7 protein-coding genes are annotated in these 5961 nt (G+C 66.9%); 2 read left to right on the forward strand and 5 right to left on the reverse strand.

The genetic code is table 11. From position 1 onward, the window contains the following. Positions 1–272: VOC family protein (locus tag AC2VOU_RS09840; protein ID WP_486957204.1), on the forward strand; the 272-nt coding region annotated here is incomplete at its 5' end. A 67-nt stretch (positions 273–339) separates the two neighbouring features. On the opposite strand, the gene AC2VOU_RS09845 is transcribed toward AC2VOU_RS09840, so the two are convergent. The 5 genes from AC2VOU_RS09845 to AC2VOU_RS09865 form a co-directional block, all read right to left on the reverse strand. Beyond that, the gene (locus AC2VOU_RS09845) at positions 340–822 is read right to left on the reverse strand and encodes an Rrf2 family transcriptional regulator (protein ID WP_486957205.1); all 483 of its coding nucleotides are present in this window, start codon (positions 820–822) and stop codon (positions 340–342) included. A gap of 27 nt (positions 823–849) precedes the next feature. Further along, positions 850–1587 carry a 3'(2'),5'-bisphosphate nucleotidase CysQ gene (locus AC2VOU_RS09850; RefSeq protein WP_486957206.1) on the reverse strand — a complete coding sequence of 246 codons (738 nt, stop codon included), beginning with the start codon at positions 1585–1587 and terminating at the stop codon, positions 850–852. Then, on the reverse strand, positions 1574–3427 hold the full coding sequence (gene cysC / locus AC2VOU_RS09855) for an adenylyl-sulfate kinase (RefSeq protein ID WP_486957207.1): 1854 nt from the start codon (positions 3425–3427) through the stop codon (positions 1574–1576). The genes AC2VOU_RS09850 and cysC overlap by 14 nt, the downstream gene beginning before the upstream one ends. After that, positions 3427–4350, reverse strand: a complete 924-nt coding sequence (gene cysD, locus AC2VOU_RS09860; protein WP_486957208.1) for a sulfate adenylyltransferase subunit CysD — start codon at positions 4348–4350, stop codon at positions 3427–3429. The genes cysC and cysD overlap by 1 nt, the downstream gene beginning before the upstream one ends. A gap of 165 nt (positions 4351–4515) precedes the next feature. After that, complete coding sequence (locus AC2VOU_RS09865; protein ID WP_486957209.1) at positions 4516–5355, reverse strand: hypothetical protein; 840 nt, start codon at positions 5353–5355, stop codon at positions 4516–4518. A gap of 183 nt (positions 5356–5538) precedes the next feature. On the opposite strand from AC2VOU_RS09865, the gene AC2VOU_RS09870 reads away from it, so the two are divergent. Further along, the coding region (locus AC2VOU_RS09870) for an ABC transporter permease family protein (RefSeq protein ID WP_486957210.1) at positions 5539–5961 on the forward strand (423 nt) is incomplete at its 3' end.

A 5961-nucleotide genomic window follows, 5' to 3' on the forward strand; every position in this document is an offset into this window, starting at 1 on the left:
AGCTCGGGTTTCTCTTCGGCGGCGTCATCTACGACCTGGGCGGCGCGCTACTCGGACTGCGCCCCGTCGCCGACGATCGTTTCCACGAAGATCGCGCCGGCCTGGACCACCTCGCGTTCCGGGTTGCCGATAAGGCCGAATTAGACTCCGCGGCAGCGCATCTCGATGACATCGAGATCTACCACGAGCCCGTCAAGGACATCGGCCCGGCCTACATCCTGCAGTTCCGCGATCCGGACAACATCGCGCTGGAGTTGACCGCACCCAAGTAGGCCGGCTCCGACGCGATGTCCGGCACAACCTCCGACCGCGCGCACCGCGCCGATTCGACCGGTCGGCTCAGCCGGCGCTGCGGGGCCCGCGGCGCAGGGTTTGCTGATCGCGGTAGTCGTCGGCCAGCCGGCTGACGTGGTCGGGCAGCGTCCCGGTGGCGACGGCGGCCAGGCTGGTCTGTTCCAGCACGAAACGCATGCTGGCCCGCAGGGCCCGCCAGACGTCGGTGAGCGCCGCAGTCGGTCCTGAATACGGCAGATCGCCCAGGCCGATGTCGCGGACGCTGGCCAGCGGACCGTCGATGCAGCGCAGCACATCGGCGATGCTGATTTCGTTTCCGGGACGAGATAACTCGTATCCGCCGTCGCGACCGCGGTGGCTGCGAACCAGGTGGTCGGAGCGCAACGCGGACAGGATGTCGACGAGAAACTGCGGCGGGATTGCCTGCGCATGGGCCAGCTCATCGGTGGTGACCAGGACACCGTCGGCGACGGTGGCCAGTTCGACCATCGCCCGCACCGCGTACTCCGCCTTCGCCGACATCCGCATAGCAAAGATTCTCCCACCGGTGCGGGCTCAGCTCGTCACAGCGAGCACCGCGTCGGCGTGTTCCGGGCGGCACACCACCAGGTCGGGCAGCTTAGGGTCGTCCCGGTTGTACTCCAGCGGTGAGCCGTCGATGCGGGACGTGTGCAGACCGGCGGCGCGGGCCACGGCGACCGGCGCCGCTGAATCCCACTCGTACTGGCCGCCGGCGTGGACGTACACGTCGGCCACACCCTGGATCACCGCGGCGACTTTTGCGCCCGCCGAGCCCATCTCGACCAGCGTCCCGTTCAGCCGATCGCGCACTTGCAGCGCGATGGCGGGCGGGCGGGTCCGCGAAACCACGATCCGCGGCTCGCCCGAATATGCCGGTGGTGGAACGGGATCGGGCGTGGCCAACGTGACGTCCTGCGCGGGCAGCGCCACCGCGCCGGCCACCAACGCACCGGACTGCCACAACGCGACGTGCACTGCCCAGTCCTCGCGGCCGAGCTCGGAGAATTCTCGGGTTCCGTCCAGCGGATCGACGATCCAGACCCGTTGCGCGCTCAACCGAACCGGATCGTCGACGCCTTCTTCGGAGAGCACCGCGTCATCGGGGCGTTCGCGCGTCAGCGCCGCCATCAGGTAGTCGTGGGACCGCTTGTCGCCTGCGGCTTTTCGGTCAGCCTCGGTGGCTTCGGCGAGCTCTTCGCGGACGGCCAGCAGCAGTCTGCCGGCTTGGGTGGCCAGCCGCGCGGCCAGCTCATGGTCGCTACGCCCGCTCAATTCCGCCCTCGATCAGCTCGACGACTTGCTGCGCGGACTCGTCGAGACTGCGATCCGGAGCGAGCCGCAGATCCGGGTTCTTCGGCCGCTGGTAGGGACTGTCGATCCCGGTGAAGTGGGTGATCTCACCGGCGCGCGCCTTCGCGTAGAGGCCCTTGGGGTCACGCCGCTCGCAGTCCTCCAGCGGCGTGTCGCAGAAAACTTCGACGAAGTCCAGGCCGGCTTCGGCGTGCACCGCACGGGCCAGCGCACGATGCTCCTCCAGCGGACTGATCGCCGGCACCAGCACGGTCTGACCGGAGTCGGCGATCAGCGCCGCCACATGCGCCAGCCGGCGCAGGTTCTCGGACCGGTCGGCCATGCTGAACCCCAGGTCGGCGTTCAGGCCATGCCGTAGGTTGTCGCCGTCGAGAACGAACGCAGGAATGCCTTTTTCGAGCAGCTTGCGTTCGACGAGCATGGCCACCGACGACTTGCCCGACGCCGAAAGCCCGGTGAGCCACACCGTGCAACCGCGGGTGAGCCGGTCCTTGGCGGTCACCAATGAGTCGTGCCGCACGGCGTTGGGGCTCGCCGAGCGCGCGGTGGCATCCCGCAACACCATGCCGGCGGCGACGGTGCCGTTGGTATGCGGATCGATCAGGATGAACGATCCGGTGCTGGAATTGCGGGTGTACTCGTCGAGCAGTAGTGGCACCTGAGACCGCAGCGAGATCCGGCCGAGCTCATTGAGCTGCAACGACTTTGCGTCCTTGTCGCGGCGTAGCGTGTTGACGTCGAGCCGGTAGTCGAGCTCGGTGACCCGGACCCGGGCGGTGCGGGTGGTGTGCTTGATCAGGTAGTCACGGCCGGCCTCCAGCGCTTCGGCGTCGGCCATCCAGCAGACCGTCGCATCGAATTCCTGGGTGACCCGCGGCGCATTGGCGGGACGGGCGATCATGTCGCCGCGGGAGATGTCGATGTCGTCGGCCAGGCTCACTGAGACGGCCATCGGCGGAAACGCCTCGGAAACAGCGCCGTTCGGGCCGTCGATCGCGGTGATGCGGGTTGGCTTGCCCGCCGGCAACACGACGACGTCGTCGCCCGGGCGCATCACGCCACTGGCCACCGTGCCCGCATAGCTGCGATAGTCCTGATGCTCGCGGGTCTGCGGGCGGATGACGTATTGCACCGGGAACCGCACGTCCACGAGATTGCGGTCAGCCGCGACATAAACCTCTTCGAGGTGCGAAAGCAGTGCGGGCCCGTCGTACCACGGCGTGTGGTCGGATTTGCTGACCACGTTGTCGCCGAGCAACGCCGACATCGGAATGGTCAGCACGTCTTGGACGTCCAGGCGCGTGGCGAAGGCATGGAACTCGTCGCGGATCACCTCGAAAGTTGCCTTGTCCCAGTCGATGAGATCCATTTTGTTGACCGCGAGCACGATGTGCTCGATGCCCAGCAGCGAGGCCAGGAAGGTGTGCCGACGGGACTGCTCCAGCAGCCCGTGGCGGGCGTCGACCAGCACGATGGCCAGCTGGGCGGTGGACGCGCCGGTCACCATGTTGCGGGTGTACTGGATGTGACCCGGGGTGTCGGCAATAATGAATTTCCGCTTGGGAGTGGCGAAGTAGCGGTAGGCGACGTCGATCGTGATGCCTTGTTCCCGCTCGGCGCGCAGTCCGTCGGTGACCAGCGACAGGTCGGTGTATTCGTGGCCGCGGTCTTTGGAGGTGCGCTGGACCGAGGCCCACTGGTCGTCCATGACGGCCTTGGAGTCGAACAGCAGCCGCCCGATCAGCGTGGACTTGCCGTCGTCGACCGAACCGGCCGTAGCGATGCGAAGTAACGTTGCCATCAGAAGTACCCCTGCCTCTTGCGATCTTCCATACCGGCTTCGGAAATTCGGTCGTCGGCCCGGGTGGCGCCTCGTTCGGTCAGTCGCGAAACCGCCGTCTCGGCAACCACTTCGGCAACCGTGGCCGCCTCCGACTCCACGCAGCCGGTGCACGTCACGTCGCCGACGGTGCGGAACCGGACCGTCTTCTCGATCACCTTCTCGTCGGGACGTGGCTGCAGGTGGCGGTGCACCGCGAGCAGCATGCCGTCGCGCTCGAAGACTTGCCGCTGGTGGGCGTAGTAGATCGACGGCAGCGTGATCTTCTCCGCGCCGATGTAGGACCAGATGTCGAACTCGGTCCAGTTGGACAGCGGGAACACCCGGATGTGCTCGCCCTTGTGGTGACGGCCGTTGTAGATGTTCCACAGCTCGGGCCGCTGGGCCTTGGGATCCCACTGCCCGAACTCGTCGCGGAAGCTGAACACCCGCTCCTTGGCCCGGGCCTTCTCCTCGTCGCGTCGGGCGCCGCCGAACGCGGCGTCGAAGGTGTTCTCCCGGATCGCGCGCAGCAACGTGATGGTCTGCAGCGGGTTGCGCGACGGAATGGTGTCCACCGCCCGGCCGGCGTCGATGTCGTCTTGCACCTTGGCGACCACCAGCCGCACTCCGGTCTCGGCGACCAGTTCGTCGCGGGTGGCGATCACCTCGTCGAAGTTGTGACCGGTGTCGACGTGCATCACCGGAAACGGTAGGCGCCCGGGCGCGAATGCCTTCAGCGCCAGCTGCAGCATCACGATCGAGTCCTTGCCGCCGGAGAACAGCAGCACCGGGCGCTCGAACTCGGCGGCCACCTCGCGGATGATGTGGATCGCTTCGGCCTCCAGCGAGCGCAAGTGGCTCAGCTCGTATTGCCCGGCCGCGGGCGTTTCATGGGTGGTCATCAGCCGTCCCGATTCTCGGTAAAGTTGGTAGATCTGGTCATCATTACGTACATTACCAAGTATGAAACCAGTCGTTTGGGTGGCTGTCAACGAATCCGCGGTGGCCGGTTGATGCGACGAGTGTGAAACTGCTGCGAGAATCTGGGCCTTTTCTTCGCAGTGGATTCACGCTCGACGAGCCCACGCTGCTGCCACCCGCGCGACCACGCCGCCTTCGGTGTCCGCTGCCGTCACCCGGACGTTGATCCAGCCGAGATCGCTCAACGCTTCTGACCGCGCGATGTCCTTGCGGAGTTGCCGACGGTCGGTCCAGTGCTGGTCGCCGTCGTATTCGACCGCGAGCTTGAGGTGTTCCCAGCCCATGTCGAGTTCCGCAACGAGTTGGCCGTATTCGTCGTAAACCGGGATCTGCGTCTGCGGGGCGGGGAATCCGGCTCGGAGCAGGACGAGCCGGAGCCACGTCTCGCGTGGCGACTCTGCGCCGGCGTCGACCATGCTCAGCGCGACCCGGGCGCGACGAATGCCCCGCCGCCCCGGGTAGCGCTCGGCGAGAAGGTCGACGTCGGAGATCTTGAGGTCCGCCGCCCGAGCGAGGGCATCGATCGCCGCAACGGCGGGGCCCATGGGATATCGACACGCAAGGTCGAGGGCCGTCCGCGCCGGGTTGGTTACCGGCACACCGTCGACCACCGTCGTCTCGCCGTCCTCGATCCGATCCGACCATGTCCGCACCAGGGCGGGAGCATGACGGTTGCCGTAGATCAACTCTGCGGGCCGTTTGGCGTTCGCCCACCTGGCTCCATGCAGCGCCGACGCCGAGTAGCCGGCCACGACGCCGCGTCGCTGCGACCACAGCCAGGCGGCCTGGCCTCGCGCGGCGGCTGACAGCTCGAAACCCTGTGCGATGTAGACATCGCGGTAGATCGCAGTGAACCGCGTCCGCAGCTGATACGGCGTCACCGTGGCCGCGGCGACTGCTTCACTGCCGATGAACGGTCCAACCATCCCGCGAGTGTGCAGCACCAGACCGACACGTCGGCGAGCGTGAACCTGCTGCGAAAATCTGAGGCTTTCTTCGCAAGAGGTTCACGCTCGGCGCACAGGACGGGCCGTCAACTCGCCGGTCCGGGTCCCTCGGAGCCACACCTCTTAGTCTGGGCTAATGCAACAGGGGCGAGTGCGGTAGCCGTGGCCCGATTTCTGGTGCGTCGCGCGGCGAACTATGTGGCGTTGTTGGCATTGGCGTCGTTTTTGACGTTCTGCCTGACCTCGGTGGCCTTCTCCCCGCTGGAGAGCCTGATGCAGCGCAGCCCACGCCCGCCGCAGGCCGTCATCGACGCCAAGGCCGCCCAACTCGGACTGAACCAACCCATCCCGCTGCGATACGCGAACTGGGTGTCGCATGCGGTGCGCGGCGACTTCGGCGCGACGATCACCGGTCAGCCGGTGTCGGACGAACTGTGGCGCCGGATCGGGGTCAGCCTTCGGCTGCTGCTGATCGGCTCGGTGGCCGGCACGGTCATCGGGGTGGTGCTGGGCGCGTGGGGGGCGATCCGGCAGTACCGGGTCAGCGACCGCGTCATCACGATGCTCTCGCTGCTGGTGCTCTCG

It is taken from the genome of Mycobacterium sp. TH-M25 (genome assembly GCF_057473665.1).